Here is a 15,733-nt window from a genome sequence, read left to right as displayed (position 1 = left end):
ATTACTGTGAAAATCCTTTCGCTATCGTGTCTACAGTCGTATTTAAAAGGTCAATATATGTTGGTACTGGGCCATCAGCAGTTGAAAGTGAGTCTACATATAATACGCCACCGTATTTTGCCCCTGTTTCTTTACTGACTTGGCGAGCCGGTTTGTCAGAAATTGTACTTTCACTGAATACTACAGGGATGTTGTATTTACGGACAGTATCAATTACCTTTTTTACTTGTTGAGGAGAGCCTTGCTCTTCCGCATTGATTGGCCATAAGTAGACTTCTTTAAAGCCGTAATCATTAGTTAAATAGCTAAATGCGCCTTCACTTGAGACTAACCAACGTTCATTTTCAGGAATGCGATTTAAGCGTTCACGCAAAGGGGCGTCAAGCTCAGCAATTTGTTGCGCATATTTTTTTGCATTGGCATTATATGTTTCAGCATTTTCAGGGTCATATTTGACCAGAGCTTGACGAATATTTTCAATATAAATCTTAGCATTAGCAGGAGACATCCATGCATGTGGGTTCGGGTTGTCTTTATACTCACCTTCACGGATTGGCATTGGCTCAATACCTTCAGTGACCACGACAGCAGGGACATTTTTAAAGTTTTCAAAGAAACGTTGGAACCACACTTCCAAATTCATCCCATTCCATAAGATTAAATCTGCGTCATAGGCTTTCATGATATCTTTAGGTGTCGGTTGATAACCGTGAATTTCTGCTCCAGGCTTTGTTATAGACTCGACAATTGCCGCGTCTCCAGCTACATTTTGAGCGATATCTTGAATAATAGTAAAAGTGGTTACGACTTTAAACTTTTTAGCAAAAGCAGGCTGACTAAAAAAGATGATTGCTATCAAAGCAAACATACTAGTTAGTAAAGGTGCAGATAACCGAGATACGTTCTTCTTCATAAAAGTTGACCCTGACATTATTGGTTTAGCGTTTATTAACATACAGTTGTTAAGGTTTATAACAATTATATTTTATATCTCAATTGATAATGATTATCAATATCAATTGAGAAAAATAAATATAAAAAGTGTGGAATAGCATTATTTGTCATTATAGGCTTCTAAGTCCCATGGTTATTTGTATGACTAAAACACGTCCTGAAGTAAAAGTTAAGTAAAAATTATTTTATTTTTCTTAGGATTAGTTATTCTGCCATCGGCTTTCATCGCAGAGGATTCGACAGTGAAAAAAATAATTGGCGGTACTTTTGTGTTACTGCTACTTGCAGGTTGTTCAAGCGAACCAGATAGGCCTATAACAAAACAGCGAATGTTAGAGCCTACCGGGCCAATAACAGCACAAAATACGGTATTTCCAAGAACGCCTTTTGATGAATTTATTCGTGACTCTGCGGCTCGTTACAGTGTTGATGAAACTTTAATTAGAGCGATTATTGAGGTCGAATCTAACTTTAGACCTGAAGTTGTCAGTAAATCCAATGCAATAGGTTTGATGCAGATTAAAGCTTCGACAGCAGGACGTGACGCCTATCGTTACCAAGGGAAATCGGGGGAGCCGAGTTCTCGTGACCTAAAAGATCCACAAAAAAATATCGATATTGGTACAGCTTATATTCGTATTTTAAGGGAACAGCACCTTGCGGGAATAAGCCATCCTCAGACATTATATTATGCAACGGTTGTTGCTTATGTGAATGGGGCTGGAGCGTTATTAAGAACGTTTGATAATGATAAAGGTCGGGCGATAGCGATGATTAATCGCTTATCACCGGAAGAGTTTTATCAGCATGTACAAACAAAGCACCCTGCACCGCAAGCTCCACGCTATTTGTGGAAAGTCAAAAATGCTTACAATGCACTAGCGATGTCTTATTGATATTCTCTCATTAAGTGTGGGAGTTGCGCGACAATTTCAACAATGCCGTTGATAACAAACTGCACTCCCATACAGATTAATAAGAACCCCATCACCCGCGCGATAGCATCAATACCACTGTTTCCAAGCCACCTCATGATAGAAGTTGCGCCTCTTAAACCAATCCAAACGATAAGACTTGCAATAAAAAAAGTAATCACGGGGGCAACTTTTAAGACCCATGGAGCAAAACTCACATTACCTTGTAATGATGCAGTGGAGCTGATGATCATCGCAATAGTTCCCGGGCCCGCAGTACTTGGCATTGCAAGGGGAACAAAGGCAATACTAGGTGATTCTTGGCGTTTTTTGGGGACATTTGGGTCATCAAGCGCATTGGTGGTCTGGTCTTCTCCTACATCACTACTAGGGAATAGCATGCCAAAGCCAATAAATGCCACAATTAATCCTCCGGCAATTCGCAGCCCTGGGATTGATATTCCAAATGTGTTCATGACTAATTGGCCTGCATAAAAAGCGATTGTCATGATTGCAAATACATAAATAGAGGCCAACAGCGATTGATGATCACGCTGTTCTTTTGTCATATTAGCAGAGATGCTTAGCATGACCGCAATTGCAGTTAAAGGGTTGGCAAGAGGAAGTAACAGTACCAGGCCAATACCAACGGCTTGAAATAGCTCAAAAAAGTTTGTCATGGAAGTTAGATTCAAGCTCCTGATTAATGTGAATAAAACACCTTATCCCAAATGATAGCAAAATTTCTTATAGATCTGTAGGTTAGCATTTATATCTAGTAAGGTGTTTTGTGGTAGGAGTACTGCGACAGTACTGATGAGTAAAAGTCAGTATTATTAATTTGTAGATAATTGGAGTTGTTCACATTAACTGTGGATAACCGTGGCCTTGAACTGTGAGTAACTTGTTTTTTTTGTTAAATAACAATTGGATGAGTTGTTGTGGTAAAAGTATTCAATTTTTATAGGCAAAAAAAAACCTTTTTATAGGGGGATAAAAAGGTTAAGGGCATTTCGTAACAGGTTGTCATTAAGTTGATATGGAATGTAGTATATCTGCTGCAATGTTATTTACTGATAATTTATGTAAATTCATTAAAAGAATTCAATGTAACAGACAACCCAAGAGTAAAAAAATATGTTAAACGGAATCAACCATTTAACTTTAGCGGTAACTGACTTAGATAAAAGTATTAGTTTTTATCAATCACTACTTGGTATGAAGTTACATGCGAGTTGGAAAAAGGGCGCCTATATTTCCTGTGGCGATTTATGGTTATGTTTATCATTAGATACAACTCGCCAATTTTTGTCCCCAGAAAAAACGGATTATACACACTATGCCTTTAACGTTGATGCGAAAGACTTTCTTATCGTTGTTGATAGGCTAATGCAAGCGAATGTCATTGTCTGGAAAGAAAATAAAAGTGAAGGAGATTCTTTTTATTTTCTTGATCCGGATGGCCACAAATTAGAATTACATGTAGGCGGTTTATTACAACGCTTAAAGAGCTGCCAAGAAAAACCGTATGAAGAAATGAAATTTTATTAAAAAGAGTTATGGATTTCTTTACAAAGGATTTTTAGTTTTAAAAATAGCTTTACGCAGAGTTGTATATCCTATTTTCAGTTAATTTTGAGTAATAGGAAAAAGAATGAAAAAACTTATAGCGACATTAGCCGGAGCGTCTATGCTATTAGTTTTGGCAGCCGCCATGGTACTAATCGTTTTTCCTCAGCAGTGGAAGCAAAGTATTTATCCGAATATATCTCAAGTCTTACCAACTTCACTCAGTGCTATTTTACCGCAGAGTTTAGCCAGTAATGATATTTGTAATAGCTTAGAGGATAACCTGCAAAGTTTTGCTAACTATCTTAAAGTGAATCAGGATATCGTTGATGTAAAAGGAATGAATAGCTTAGATGAACAACTGGCTAATATTCAAACCAGAATTGATTCTATGCCAAGTGATGTCCGAAATTTAGTTTGCCAGCAGGAATACAGTAAATTAGAAGGTTTAAAAAGTGTGTTTTCATTAGGTTCCAGTAACTAATCTTTTTGCAGTTAATATTACCCCTCTATCTATTCTTCCGCTCAAATTTATATATTCATATATGTTATGCTAATAACATCATGTTGGCTTAAGGGTAATGTAATGAATATATTTAAATTGCCATTATTGAATTGGTTAGTGGCTAATGGCATTGCGGTTTATTTTCTTTTCAGGCAAGGTCTTTTAGACTGGACATTTTCTGGTTGGATGGGAATTTTAGGTATATTAGTTGCGCTGGAGAGTGTGAGTTGGGTCGCGACGAGTCTTTACTACTTTTATAAACATAAAACATCACCAAACCCTACGGTTAAGGCAACGCATTTAGTCACTAATGGGCCTTATCGATTTTCACGTAATCCGATGTATTTAGCTTTTACATCAATGAGCTTGGCTTTAGCTTTTTTCTCGCACTCTTCTTACTTTTTGGTCGCAGGGCTAGTATTTTGGCTGATTACTGATTTATATACGATCCCACAGGAAGAGCGTTTTTTATCTGCATCATTTAAAAATGAGTGGGAAGATTACAGTAAGCAAACGAGACGTTGGTTATAGATTAGTAGAAATGAGACGCTTTATCATTTAATCTGTTTTGTATACTACAAAATTTATACAAAATATATTAAGGATAATAATGAACTATCAGGTTGCGCCATTTTGGATATATTCGGGTAAGCTCGCGTGTTTTATAGTGATTAGCGTATTTTTTGCTTTTTTTTCGGTAAGTGGTTTTATGCTTTATTTATTTACCGTTGGGATTGTTTGGGCTGTCGTAGTCTCATTTAAAATTCATGGAATGAAAGAAAAAGGAATAATCTTAAAAAATAGCGATGTTTCTGATTGGATGGTATATGTGAATGGTATTCCAGTCCAAGAAAGAAGACAAACTCTGTCCAATCCCTGTTTTGCAACGATACAGCATGCGAAGTCATTCTTTAGTATTGCCTTTATTATTCGGGCGCTAATTCAAATTATCTTTTGTGTCTATTTATTTTGGCAAATAGAGAAATTAGATAACATTTTTGTACTATTATTCGGGTTAATTGCCACGTCCTACATCGTTTATTCATTATGGCAATCAATTCAATCGGTTATCATTCTTCAACAAAATAAGATAATCAGTGAAGAGTTAATCGCACCTAGTGGATCCCGTTGGTATCGTGTGTTTTTCAAGCAAAAAGAAAAACTATTTCCTGCATTGGATAACTTATTCATCATTTAATCGGGAAGGCGTTGATTTTTCATATGAAGAAGAACAATTCACGGTATTACGCTATCACCATAAAATAGGTCTGTGTTATCATTAGCAGTTGAGTTGCTCACGATGTAACGAAATAGGGCGTTTTAAGTTTCCCATATTTGTGTACATATCTTGCATAGTGAAGTGAGAAATCGTTAGTAACGTATTGATTTATAACTTTGGAATAATCAAGCAAGTGATCTTTCGTGTGGGTCACCACTGCTGATAAGGATTTTTTAATGCCTGTTATTACTCTTCCTGATGGAAGTCAGCGTCAGTTTGACCATCCCGTTTCTGTGATGGATGTTGCTCGAGACATCGGAGCGGGTTTAGCTAAAGCCTGTATCGCGGGTCGAATTAATGGCGAACGCGTTGATGCATGTGAAATAATTGAACATGATGCAAATGTATCCATTATTACGAGCAAAGATGAAGACGGACTCGAAATTATTCGTCACTCTTGTGCTCACCTGTTAGGCCATGCAATCAAACAATTATGGCCAAACACTAAAATGGCGATTGGGCCGACTATCGACAATGGTTTTTACTATGATGTTGATTTAGACCACATGCTGACCCAGGAAGACTTGGAAAAGCTTGAAAAGCGCATGCTTGAGCTTGCCAAAACAGATTATGATGTGGTGAAAAAACGTGTTTCTTGGAGCGAAGCTCGTGAAACATTTGTGGCTCGAGGCGAAGACTATAAAGTTGAAATATTAGATCAAAATATTAGTCAAGATGACCGCCCTGGTTTATATCATCACGAAGAATATGTTGATATGTGTCGCGGTCCACACGTACCGAATATGCGTTTTTGCCACCATTTTAAACTACAAAAAGTGGCTGGTGCATACTGGCGTGGTAACAGCGATAACAAAATGCTGCAACGTATTTACGGCACCGCATGGGCTGATAAAAAACAATTGGCAGCCTATTTATTACGTTTAGAAGAAGCAGCTAAACGTGACCACCGTAAAATTGGTAAACAGTTAGATTTATACCATATGCAAGAAGAAGCGCCGGGAATGGCATTCTGGCATAATGACGGTTGGACAATTTTCCGTGAACTGGAAACCTTCGTACGCACTAAACTGAAAGCTTATAATTATCAAGAAGTGAAAGGGCCATTTATGATGGACCGCGTATTATGGGAAAAAACAGGTCACTGGGATAACTATAAAGACGCTATGTTCACGACGTCATCTGAAAACCGTGAATATTGTGTAAAACCAATGAACTGCCCAGGTCACGTACAAATTTTTAACCAAGGTTTGAAATCATACCGTGACTTACCATTGCGTATGGCAGAATTTGGCAGCTGTCACCGTAATGAGCCATCAGGTGCATTGCACGGCTTAATGCGTGTGCGTGGCTTTACTCAGGATGATGCACATATCTTCTGTACTGAAGAGCAAATCTTAAGTGAAGTTACTAGCTGTATTGAAATGATTTATGATGTTTACGCAACTTTTGGTTTCGAAAAAATTGTTGTAAAACTATCAACCCGTCCTGAAAAACGTATCGGTACTGACGAGATGTGGGACAGAGCGGAAGAAGACTTAGCCAACGCCCTGAAATCAAAAGGTATTGAGTTTGAATACCAACCAGGTGAAGGCGCATTTTATGGCCCGAAAATTGAGTTTACACTGTATGACTGCCTTGACCGTGCATGGCAATGTGGTACTGTCCAGTTAGACTTCTTCTTACCGGGTCGTTTGACAGCTTCCTATGTAGGTGAAAACAACGAACGTATCGTTCCTGTTATGATCCACCGTGCAGTGTTAGGTTCACTAGAACGCTTCATTGGTATCTTAACAGAAGAGTATGCAGGCTTTTTCCCAACATGGTTAGCACCACAACAAGTGGTTGTAATGAACATTACTGATAGCCAAGCAGACTATGTTCAAGAATTAGTAAGCAAGCTGCAAAGTGTTGGCATTCGTGCGAAAGCGGACTTACGTAACGAGAAAATCGGCTTTAAGATCCGTGAGCACACACTGCGTCGCGTCCCTTACATGTTAGTATGTGGTGATAAAGAAGTTGAATCAGGTAAAGTCGCTGTTCGTACCCGTCGTGGTAAAGACTTAGGCAGCCTTGATGTCAACGAATTCATGACAAAACTGCTTGAAGAGATCCGCAGTCGTCAACTCAATCAGATGGAGGAATAAGGTATTAAAGGCGGAAAAAAACTCCCAACAGCGCGTCCAAATCGTATTAACGATGAAATTCGCGCAACAGAAATCCGTGTCACTGGTTTAGACGGTGAGCAACTTGGTGTTATGAGTGTGCGTGAAGCCCTCTTTAAAGCAGAAGAAGCTGGTGTTGACTTAGTCGAGATCAGCCCAAATGCTGAACCACCGGTTTGTCGTATCATGGATTACGGTAAATATCTTTATGAGAAAAGCAAATCTCAGAAAGAACAAAAGAAAAAACAAAAAGTTGTTCAAGTGAAGGAAATTAAATTCCGTCCAGGAACAGACGAAGGCGACTACCAAGTTAAATTACGTAGTCTAATTCGCTTTTTGGAAGATGGTGACAAAGCTAAAGTGACACTGCGTTTTCGTGGTCGCGAAATGGCTCACCAACAGATTGGCTTGGAAGTGCTTAACCGCATCAAAACCGATCTGGATGAACTGGCATCTGTTGAATCATTCCCATCAAGGATTGAAGGACGCCAGATGATCATGGTATTGGCACCAAAGAAAAAATAATTAAGCCAGTATGGTTATAGCGAAGTAATTGCTAGAGTCTAGCAGCGCTCATTTTGGGCGCTGCTTCTCTGTTTTATCCGAGTTTTCTTTTTATTAATGATGAAAGTAATCTCATAGTAGCTAAGATACGGGTGTATTTTATGTCTTGCTATTTGCTTCATTAATGAATAAAGATAATTACGTCAAAGCAATATTTGGCCTCAATAGCCAAGTTTTCAAACAGTTCAGTGTGATTTATTGCAAGATTTACTTGAGTAATCCGGCAATAAGCATTAAAATCCGCGGTCGAATCACTTTGTCAGTGCATAGCGCATGAAGACAAACACAGAATATCGTACACACGTCAGGTATTAACTATTGAGTGACGAGTGTATTTGCTTGAGAGAAGCAAATCTCTTTATCCAATTGGAGGAATGAAGTATTAAAGGCGGAAAAAGAATCCCAACAACACGTCCAAATCGTATTAATGATGAAATTCGTGTTCCAGAGGTCCGTTTAACGGGTTTAGACGGTGAACAGTTAGGCATCATGAGCGCACGCGAAGCGCTTGAAAAAGCTGAAGAAGCAGGTGTAGACCTAGTTGAAATTAGCCCAAATGCTGAACCGCCAGTTTGTCGTATTATGGATTACGGCAAATTCCTTTATGAGAAGAGCAAATCTCAAAAAGAGCAAAAAAAGAAACAAAAAGTTGTTCAGGTGAAGGAAATTAAATTCCGCCCTGGTACAGATGAAGGTGATTATCAGGTCAAACTACGCAACCTGACTCGCTTTCTGGAAGATGGTGATAAAGCTAAAGTTACACTACGTTTCCGTGGTCGTGAAATGGCTCACCAGCAGATTGGTCTGGAAATGCTTAATCGCATCAAAGCTGATCTGGAAGAGCTGGCATCCGTAGAGTCTTTCCCTTCAAGAATTGAAGGGCGTCAGATGATCATGGTGCTGGCACCGAAGAAGAAATAATTAGGCCTGCAAGTAATATTCATTTATAGCAATATAGATGTTATTCGCCTAGTTAATTCGTAGTTAATCACAATGCGAAGTTGGAAATAAAAGAAATGCCAAAGATTAAAACTGTACGTGGCGCAGCAAAGCGCTTTAAAAAAACTGCAGGCGGTGGCTTTAAGCGTAAGCATGCAAACCTTCGTCATATCCTGACTAAAAAGTCAACTAAGCGTAAACGCCATTTACGTCCGAAAGGAATGGTATCTAAGGGCGATCTGGGTCTGGTAGTAGCTTGCCTGCCTTACGCATAAGTAAACAATTTAGTTAATTAAGATAAAAGACGATAGGAGATAGCTATGGCTCGCGCAAAACGTGGTGTAATCGCACGTGCACGTCACAAAAAAATTCTGAAGCAGGCGAAAGGTTACTATGGTGCACGTTCACGTGTTTACCGCGTAGCGTTTCAGGCGGTAATCAAAGCTGGTCAATACGCTTACCGTGACCGCCGTCAACGTAAACGTCAGTTCCGTCAACTGTGGATCGCACGTATTAACGCTGCGGCTCGTCAGAATGGTCTGTCTTACAGCCGTTTCATTAATGGCTTGAAAAAAGCTTCAATTGAAATCGACCGTAAGATTTTAGCAGACATCGCAGTTTTCGATAAAGCAGCATTCACTGCTTTAGTTGAAAAAGCGAAAGGCGCTTTAGCTTAATTGTTTGCTTGAAAAGAGGAGGGTAACTTCCTCTTTTCATTTATAGCTATTTGTGTTAATACTTTAGACTCAGATAGTTATTAGGAATTTATTCTATGCATTTTGTGATTTTTCGTTTCTTTTTTTACTTTAGCACCTGAATTTCGGGGGCTTTTGCGCGTAAATAGAAAGAAGAAATGAAAAGTTACGCTAAAGCCTCCTTAGGGAGGCTTTTTTGTTTCTAGTTTTAAATTAAGTGCAGTAAAATCAGTTAAGTATTCATTCATTACCAAATAGAATGTGAAGCTTAAAATATATAGTGAATAACTAGCAAAAAGACCAAGCGGTCATAAAGGGGAAACAATGCCACATCTCGCTGAGTTGGTTGCACAGGCAAAAGCAGCCATTGAACAGGCCCAAGATGTTGCTACGTTGGAGTCAGTGCGTGTTGAATATTTAGGCAAGAGCGGCCATTTCACACTACAGATGAAAACGTTGCGTGATCTGTCTGCTGAGGAACGTCCAGCAGCAGGGGCTGTGATAAATGAAGCTAAAGTACAGGTTCAAGATGCACTGAACGCCCGTAAGGACGCGATGCAAGCTGAAATTCTTAATGCACGTCTAGTGTCAGAAAAAATTGATGTGTCATTACCAGGGCGTCGTATGGAAAATGGTGGGTTACACCCAGTCACCCGTACAATTCAGCGAATTGAAGAGTTTTTTGGCGAATTGGGTTTCTCTGTAGAAACAGGTCCAGAAATCGAAGATGACTACCATAATTTTGATGCGCTAAATATACCTGCTCACCACCCCGCGCGTGCGGACCACGATACTTTTTGGTTCGATGCAAAACGCTTACTGCGTACGCAAACATCGGGTGTGCAAATCCGTACAATGAATGGCCAACAACCACCAATTCGTATCATTGCCCCAGGTCGTGTATATCGTAATGACTACGACCAAACGCATACACCTATGTTCCATCAAACAGAAGGCCTGATTGTTGATAAAGATATCAGCTTTACCAATCTAAAAGGCACATTACATGATTTTTTGAATAACTTCTTTGAAGAAGAAGTCCAAGTACGTTTCCGCCCATCTTATTTCCCATTCACAGAACCTTCAGCAGAAGTTGACGTTATGGGTAAAAATGGTAAGTGGTTAGAAGTATTAGGTTGCGGAATGGTGCATCCAAATGTATTACGCAATGTAGGTATTGACCCAGAAGTCTATTCAGGTTTTGCATTTGGTATGGGAATGGAGCGCTTAACAATGCTGCGTTACGGTGTTTCTGATCTACGTGCATTCTTCGAAAATGATCTTCGTTTCCTCAAACAGTTTAAATAAGGCGGGTCTATCTCATGAAATTCAGTGAACTATGGTTACGCGAATGGGTGAACCCGGCGATCAGTAGTGAAGCATTATCAGAACAAATCACGATGGCAGGTTTGGAAGTTGACGGTGTAGATGCGGTTGCTGGCCAATTTCACGGCGTTGTTGTCGGTGAAGTGGTTGAGTGTGGTCAACACCCAAATGCAGACAAACTGCGTGTTACAAAAGTTAACGTGGGTGGTGAGCGTTTATTAGATATCGTCTGTGGTGCACCAAACTGCCGTCAAGGTTTGAAAGTAGCAGTTGCTACCGTGGGTGCGGTATTGCCCGGTGATTTTAAAATTAAAGCAGCAAAATTACGTGGCGAGCCTTCTGAAGGTATGCTGTGTTCTTATTCTGAGCTGGGTATTTCCGATGATCATAGCGGAATTATTGAATTGCCGCAGGATGCCACTATCGGTACCGATATTCGTGAATATCTAAAACTTGATGATAATGCGATTGAAATCAGCATTACACCTAACCGTGCAGATTGCTTAAGTATTCTTGGGGTTGCACGTGATGTCGCAGTTATTAATAAATTAGCGTTAAATGAACCAGTTATTAATGCTGTATCTGCGACAACAAAAGATACATTCCCAATTCGAGTCGAAGCGCCAAATGCGTGCCCACGTTTTTTAGGGCGAGTGATCAAAGATATTGATGTTTCAGCACCGACACCAATGTGGATGAAAGAAAAGCTACGTCGTGGTGGAGTCCGTTCTATTGACGCTGTTGTGGATATTACCAACTACGTTTTATTGGAATTGGGCCAACCTCAACACGCCTACGATCTAGACCGTTTAGACGGTGCTATTGTTGCTCGTATGGCTAAAGATGGTGAGAAACTGGTTCTTCTTGACGGTAGCGAAGCAACATTGAAATCAGACACCTTAGTAATCGCTGATGAGTCTAAAGCACTCGGGATCGCGGGTATTTTTGGTGGTGAGCACTCAGGCGTTAATAACGAAACCAAAAATATTTTATTAGAGTGTGCGTTTTTTGACCCATTATCGATTACAGGCCGCGCACGTAACTACGGTTTACATACCGATGCTTCACACCGTTTTGAACGCGGTGTTGACCCACAGTTGCAGTTTAAAGCGATTGAACGTGCAACCTCACTGATTGTGGATATTTGCGGTGGGGAAGTGGGTGAAATCATTGATGTCACCAGTGAACAGCATTTACCGAAAGCAGCCAATATTAAGCTGACGCGCAATAAATTAGACCGTTTGATCGGCTACTTTATTGAAGATGAGTTAGTCACTGATATTTTGACGCGTTTAGGATGTAAAGTCACGGTTTCGGCTAACACATGGGATGTTGTTGCTCCAAGTTGGCGCTTCGATATGCAAATCGAAGAAGATTTAGTGGAAGAAGTCGCGCGTGTTTATGGCTATAACAGTATTCCTGATGTGCCACTGCGTGCCGACCTGGTCATGACTAATCATAAAGAAGCTAACTTACCTTTAAAACGTATTAAAGCGATGTTAGTTGACCGTGGTTATCAAGAAGCAATTACATATAGTTTTGTTGATCCTAAAGTTCAAGCTTTACTGCACCCACAACAAGACGCATTGATTTTACCTAACCCGATTTCTGTCGATATGTCAGCGATGCGTTTATCGCTGTTGACTGGTTTATTAGGAACGGTTGTCTATAATCAGAATCGTCAACAAAATAGAATTCGTTTATTTGAGACAGGTCTGCGCTTTATTCCTGATAATCAAGCAGAATATGGAATCCGTCAGGAACCAATGCTTGCAGGGGTCATCACAGGCAATAGATTTGAAGAACATTGGTCATTAGATAAACAAGTTGTTGACTTCTTTGACTTAAAAGGTGATCTTGAAGCTGTTTTTGAATTGACTGGGAAACTAAATCAAATTACATTTAAATCTGAGGCACACCCTGCATTGCATCCAGGTCAAAGTGCTGGGATTTATCTGGAAAATGAACACATTGGCTTTATTGGTGTGGTCCACCCAGAATTAGAACGCAAACTCGATTTAAATGGTCGTACGGTGGTGTTTGAGGTTCGTAGTGATGCGATAGCACAACGTGTCATCCCTGAAGCTAAGGCGATTTCGCGCTATCCATCGAACCGCCGTGACATCGCTGTAGTCGTGCCAGAAGATGTGGCCGCTGCTGAAGTTTTAGCAGAGTGTAAAAAAGTTGGCATAAATCATATAGTTGGCATAAACTTATTTGATGTGTACTGTGGTGAAGGAATAGCAGATGGCTACAAGAGCCTTGCTATCAGTCTTGTCTTCCAAGATACCCAACGTACCATGGAAGAAGAAGAGATCACTGCTACCGTTGATCTGTGTATTGCTGCGTTAAAACAGCGATTCCAAGCCTCCTTGAGGGACTAAACCTATGGCGCTTACTAAAGCTGAAATGTCAGAAAATTTGTTTGAAAAACTGGGTGTTAGCAAACGTGATGCTAAAGACCTTGTCGAAACTTTCTTTGAAGAGGTTCGCCTTTCCTTAGAAAATGGTGAGCAAGTAAAATTATCTGGATTCGGTAACTTTGATTTACGTGATAAAAATCAACGTCCCGGACGTAACCCAAAAACTGGGGAAGATATTCCAATTACTGCACGCCGTGTTGTTACTTTCCGCCCAGGCCAAAAATTAAAAAGCCGTGTAGAAAAAGCAACACCGAAAGAGTAATTATATCGTTTGATATAGAAAAAGACCGCCTAGGCGGTCTTTTGTTTTTAAGAATTTTAAGCGTGTAATTTAGTGTGAATCAATATCTCAATAAAGGTAATCATTCTATTATTTAATAGGATATTTTCTTTCGAAGGTGTTTTAAATTGTTCTGCTAATAGCCTCGGCGCTACGCATATAGCAAGGTTTTTTGCATCCATTTTTGTTGCTGGGTTTTTAGCAATATCAGCCAAAAGTGAGATAAGCATGTTGAATGGTAATGTCGGTGTTTCCCAATTAATTCTGGTTTTTGTATTGGCTAATATAATTTTTTCTTTTTCGCCAGTAATCCCATTATTTTTCATAAATTCGATAACATCTCGCTGATTTTGAAGAGCATCGCTTAAAGCTCGGTCAGGCGATTTGTTCAAGAAATCGGTGGAATAATCTTGCTTGTCCATGATCTGTCCAAATAATTCTTTATAAGCCAAAGTCATGGATGGTAGGCTGATATTATGTTCATCAATAAATTTTTGAGTAAGTTGCTTACCTGAATTTAAACGTTCAAAGATATTATTCATATCTGTTTTCTTACCTGAAAGTCTGAAGATTCCTTCAGTTGACGCAAACTCAGGATGTAGCCGAATTGCCTTATCTAATTTATTGAACTGATGATGCTTTTTTTGTTCTTCATAAGTTGTTTTTTTTTGAGCTTTAATCGCATTTCTATTTTCTATATATTTCAATATAATATCTATATTATTGGTTGCGGATTGTAATCGATCTTTTTGTATATTTTCAGTTTTTGAAATAATATCCATGCTAATTGAAAGGTTATCGGCATCGTTACTAGTTTTAGGCATGTGAGTGCTATGAGCTTTAATGTTATCTGAACGATATATTGGGTTCTCATATACTTTAAATTTGGTTTTGTTGCTAAATAGCGGATAACAGAATATTTTATTACACATGAATTTTATTTGTTGCCAAAATGAAGGCGGCTTAGGCTCTTGGACAAATGGATTAGTCATTTGTGAGGGAGTTTTAATGGGCAACTTAGTTGAAATGCTCATAGTGTTCCTTTGGTTTTGTGGTTGATGAAGCTCTAATTATCATAGGTAGTTGTTATCGTATTTCTTTCATAAATAGATATAATCGAGAATTCACAACGCTATTTTAAATATTATTAACATAATGAATAATCACTTAATAAATCTTCAAAAAAATCAGCTTCGCTCTGATATGCGATTAGTTATTGTGCTAATAATTTTATTAGTAGTCACCGCAGTGATTGCATTAAGCGTGGGTGAAATTCATCTATGGCCAAATCAATGGATGAATGACACTGCACAACTTTTTGTCTGGCAAATTCGCATTCCCCGCACACTAGCGGTCATTGTCATTGGCGCAGCTCTTGCAGTCACAGGGGCTATAATGCAAGCTTTATTTGAAAACCCTTTAGCAGAACCAGGCTTATTAGGGGTTAGCAATGGTGCGGGTGTTGCAGTGGTGCTGACTGTATTATTATCATCAGGTGTGACGCATTATTGGCTATTAAGTGTTAGCGCGATTATAGGGGCTTTATTATTTACCTCCATATTGCTTTACTTTGCTCGTCGTAAGAACTTGAATAATTCGAGTTTATTGCTTGTTGGGGTTGCACTTGGTGTGATTAGTGGGGCTTGTATGACATGGATGGTGTATATGAGCAGTAACCTTGATTTGCGGCAGTTACTGTATTGGATGATGGGGAGTTTTAGTGGGGTTGATTGGCGTCAAATTGGCCTTGTTATTGGCTGTTTACCGTTTTTAATTTGGGTGCTCTTCCAAGGTAATATACTGAATTATCTTTCATTAGGTACAGTACAAGCTTATCAATTAGGAATCTCAGTCCATAAATGGCGCGTGATATTAATTATTATTAGTGGTGTATTAATTGGCCTCAGCGTCGCTATTGCGGGTGCGATTAGTTTTATTGGTTTGGTTATTCCTCATATATTGCGATTAAGTGGTTTAACAGATAACCGAGTATTATTAGTTGGTTCTGCTGTAGCAGGGGCATTAGGGTTATTAATTGCAGATATACTGTCTCGGTTATTAATCGACAATGCTGAAGTTCCTATTGGTGTTATTACGGCCACCTTAGGGGCACCGATATTTATTTTCTTGTTAATTCGTCACCAACAATGGCGGTAGAAGTG

The 15,733-nt window shown here is 39.3% G+C and carries 18 protein-coding genes and 1 other annotated feature; of the genes, 15 read left to right on the top strand and 3 right to left on the bottom strand.

Translation table 11 applies throughout. The features are described 5' to 3' along the window. Window position 1: 1 nt before the first annotated feature. Window positions 2–913 carry a metal ABC transporter substrate-binding protein gene (locus tag P3L37_RS11330; protein ID WP_004910339.1) on the bottom strand — a complete coding sequence of 304 codons (912 nt, stop codon included), beginning with the start codon at window positions 911–913 and terminating at the stop codon, window positions 2–4. A 283-nt stretch (window positions 914–1,196) separates the two neighbouring features. Here P3L37_RS11330 and P3L37_RS11325 point away from each other — a divergent pair, with 283 nt between their 5' ends. Continuing rightward, a complete protein-coding gene (locus tag P3L37_RS11325) occupies window positions 1,197–1,850 on the top strand; it encodes a transglycosylase SLT domain-containing protein (protein WP_109911243.1) in 654 nt (217 codons plus the stop codon). Here the strand turns inward: P3L37_RS11325 and P3L37_RS11320 are convergent. Further along, the gene (locus tag P3L37_RS11320; protein WP_004910345.1) at window positions 1,844–2,548 is read right to left on the bottom strand and encodes a MarC family NAAT transporter; all 705 of its coding nucleotides are present in this window, start codon (window positions 2,546–2,548) and stop codon (window positions 1,844–1,846) included. The genes P3L37_RS11325 and P3L37_RS11320 overlap by 7 nt on opposite strands. 457 nt (window positions 2,549–3,005) lie before the next feature. Here P3L37_RS11320 and fos point away from each other — a divergent pair, with 457 nt between their 5' ends. The 13 genes from fos to ihfA all read left to right on the top strand — a co-directional run bounded on the left by fos (window position 3,006) and on the right by ihfA (window position 13,553). Continuing rightward, entirely contained in the window at window positions 3,006–3,419 is a 414-nt protein-coding gene (gene fos, locus P3L37_RS11315) for a fosfomycin resistance glutathione transferase (RefSeq protein WP_109911244.1), read from the top strand. 103 nt (window positions 3,420–3,522) lie between these two features. Then, window positions 3,523–3,921: a hypothetical protein gene (locus P3L37_RS11310; RefSeq protein WP_004910352.1), complete on the top strand. Its 399-nt coding sequence runs from the start codon at window positions 3,523–3,525 to the stop codon at window positions 3,919–3,921. A 102-nt stretch (window positions 3,922–4,023) separates the two neighbouring features. Next, window positions 4,024–4,473 carry a methyltransferase family protein gene (locus P3L37_RS11305; RefSeq protein WP_004910353.1) on the top strand — a complete coding sequence of 150 codons (450 nt, stop codon included), beginning with the start codon at window positions 4,024–4,026 and terminating at the stop codon, window positions 4,471–4,473. 79 nt (window positions 4,474–4,552) lie between these two features. After that, complete coding sequence (locus P3L37_RS11300; protein ID WP_109911245.1) at window positions 4,553–5,140, top strand: hypothetical protein; 588 nt, start codon at window positions 4,553–4,555, stop codon at window positions 5,138–5,140. A gap of 257 nt (window positions 5,141–5,397) precedes the next feature. Continuing rightward, window positions 5,398–7,326, top strand: coding sequence for a threonine--tRNA ligase (thrS, locus tag P3L37_RS11295; RefSeq protein ID WP_004910357.1), 1,929 nt, complete (start codon window positions 5,398–5,400; stop codon window positions 7,324–7,326). 3 nt (window positions 7,327–7,329) lie between these two features. Beyond that, entirely contained in the window at window positions 7,330–7,869 is a 540-nt protein-coding gene (infC, locus tag P3L37_RS11290; RefSeq protein ID WP_071524538.1) for a translation initiation factor IF-3, read from the top strand. A 420-nt stretch (window positions 7,870–8,289) separates the two neighbouring features. Then, window positions 8,290–8,829 (top strand): translation initiation factor IF-3, encoded by a 540-nt coding sequence (gene infC / locus P3L37_RS11285; protein ID WP_071524539.1) that lies wholly within the window; start codon window positions 8,290–8,292, stop codon window positions 8,827–8,829. Window positions 8,830–8,924: 95 nt separating this feature from the next. After that, the gene (gene rpmI / locus P3L37_RS11280) at window positions 8,925–9,122 is read left to right on the top strand and encodes a 50S ribosomal protein L35 (protein ID WP_004263702.1); all 198 of its coding nucleotides are present in this window, start codon (window positions 8,925–8,927) and stop codon (window positions 9,120–9,122) included. A gap of 45 nt (window positions 9,123–9,167) precedes the next feature. Beyond that, on the top strand, window positions 9,168–9,524 hold the full coding sequence (gene rplT, locus P3L37_RS11275) for a 50S ribosomal protein L20 (RefSeq protein ID WP_004263714.1): 357 nt from the start codon (window positions 9,168–9,170) through the stop codon (window positions 9,522–9,524). A gap of 89 nt (window positions 9,525–9,613) precedes the next feature. Continuing rightward, window positions 9,614–9,743, top strand: a sequence feature (Phe leader region). Further along, window positions 9,620–9,664 (top strand): pheST operon leader peptide PheM, encoded by a 45-nt coding sequence (gene pheM, locus P3L37_RS21400; protein ID WP_123382177.1) that lies wholly within the window; start codon window positions 9,620–9,622, stop codon window positions 9,662–9,664. It overlaps the preceding feature by 45 nt. A 123-nt stretch (window positions 9,744–9,866) precedes the next feature. Then, window positions 9,867–10,850 carry a phenylalanine--tRNA ligase subunit alpha gene (gene pheS, locus P3L37_RS11270; RefSeq protein WP_109911246.1) on the top strand — a complete coding sequence of 328 codons (984 nt, stop codon included), beginning with the start codon at window positions 9,867–9,869 and terminating at the stop codon, window positions 10,848–10,850. A gap of 14 nt (window positions 10,851–10,864) precedes the next feature. Further along, window positions 10,865–13,252, top strand: coding sequence for a phenylalanine--tRNA ligase subunit beta (gene pheT, locus P3L37_RS11265; RefSeq protein WP_109911247.1), 2,388 nt, complete (start codon window positions 10,865–10,867; stop codon window positions 13,250–13,252). Window positions 13,253–13,256: 4 nt separating this feature from the next. Then, window positions 13,257–13,553 carry an integration host factor subunit alpha gene (ihfA, locus tag P3L37_RS11260; protein ID WP_004263721.1) on the top strand — a complete coding sequence of 99 codons (297 nt, stop codon included), beginning with the start codon at window positions 13,257–13,259 and terminating at the stop codon, window positions 13,551–13,553. Window positions 13,554–13,609: 56 nt separating this feature from the next. On the opposite strand, the gene P3L37_RS11255 is transcribed toward ihfA, so the two are convergent. After that, a complete protein-coding gene (locus tag P3L37_RS11255; RefSeq protein WP_109911248.1) occupies window positions 13,610–14,605 on the bottom strand; it encodes a RhoGAP domain-containing protein in 996 nt (331 codons plus the stop codon). Window positions 14,606–14,726: 121 nt separating this feature from the next. Between P3L37_RS11255 and btuC the strand changes: the two genes are divergently transcribed. Next, window positions 14,727–15,728: a vitamin B12 ABC transporter permease BtuC gene (gene btuC / locus P3L37_RS11250; RefSeq protein ID WP_110731875.1), complete on the top strand. Its 1,002-nt coding sequence runs from the start codon at window positions 14,727–14,729 to the stop codon at window positions 15,726–15,728. Window positions 15,729–15,733: the final 5 nt, after the last annotated feature.

This window comes from Providencia sp. PROV114 (assembly GCF_032704305.1).
In the GTDB taxonomy this organism is placed as follows: Bacteria; Pseudomonadota; Gammaproteobacteria; order Enterobacterales; family Enterobacteriaceae; genus Providencia; species Providencia rettgeri.
This window is presented reverse-complemented; position numbering and strand designations above follow the sequence as displayed.